Source organism: Collinsella intestinalis DSM 13280, from assembly GCF_000156175.1.
Classification (GTDB): domain Bacteria; phylum Actinomycetota; class Coriobacteriia; order Coriobacteriales; family Coriobacteriaceae; genus Collinsella; species Collinsella intestinalis.
Genome location: NZ_GG692711.1, coordinates 2,322 through 3,118 on the forward strand (window position 1 = coordinate 2,322; position 797 = coordinate 3,118).

At 70.3% G+C, this 797-nt stretch carries 2 pseudogenes; both read right to left on the reverse strand.

Annotated features, from left to right (window positions below):
* Positions 1 to 307: pseudogene (locus COLINT_RS08660) on the reverse strand (ComF family protein); the annotation flags it as partial.
* A 153-nt stretch (positions 308 to 460) separates the two neighbouring features.
* Positions 461 to 797, reverse strand: a pseudogene (locus COLINT_RS08350) (hypothetical protein); the annotation flags it as partial.

A 797-nucleotide genomic window follows, 5' to 3' on the forward strand; every position in this document is an offset into this window, starting at 1 on the left:
CCTCGCGCTGCGCCCGCACGGCCGCGCTGAGCATGATGCGGGCGATCTCGGCGGCCAGGCGGCGCTCGCCCCCGTCCTTGTACGCGCGGACGATGCGACCGACCGGCCCATCGAACACGGCGGCAGCCAAGCAGCGATCGAGATCGGTCTTCGCTCCCGCGCATTCCGTGCACACCATGGCCCCGAAGGGCGCGCCGCAGTGCAGACAGCAGCGAGCAGGGTCTATGAACTGCATGGAATTCTCGCATGCCGAGCAGATGAGCTCTCCCGGTCGCTCGCAGCCGGCGCACCTCGTGGGTGAGATCAATTCGAGGGCGGCCTCAATCAGTGCCCCGACGGAACCGCGACCCGTTTTTTCTGCCCCATTTCCAACCGACGTGAAAAAGCCCCTCCCCGCAGATGCGGGGAGGGGCTCGACGTCCGATGTGGATGCGGCCTGAAAACGAGGCGCGCGCACGGGCTACTCAGCGGACGCGCCGGCGTCTCCGCCGTCCTGCTTGGGCTTGCGGCTGCGGCGACGGCGACGCTTCTTGGGAGCGCCCTCGGCATCATCGGCACCGGAACGGGCAGGGCCATCGGTCGCGGGGCGCGACTTGGCACCGCCACCGTCACCCGGGCGGCGACGCTGGACCTTGACCTCGCCCTCGGCGATCTGGTCGGCGACAGAAGGCGTCTCGGGCTTGCGGGGACGGGGGCGGCGCTTGCCCTCGCCGGATGCGGTCTCCGTGCCAGAGGAGGTGTGCTTGCGGCGACGGCTCTTCACCGGCGCGTCTTCGGCGGGAGAGGCGGCCTCATGC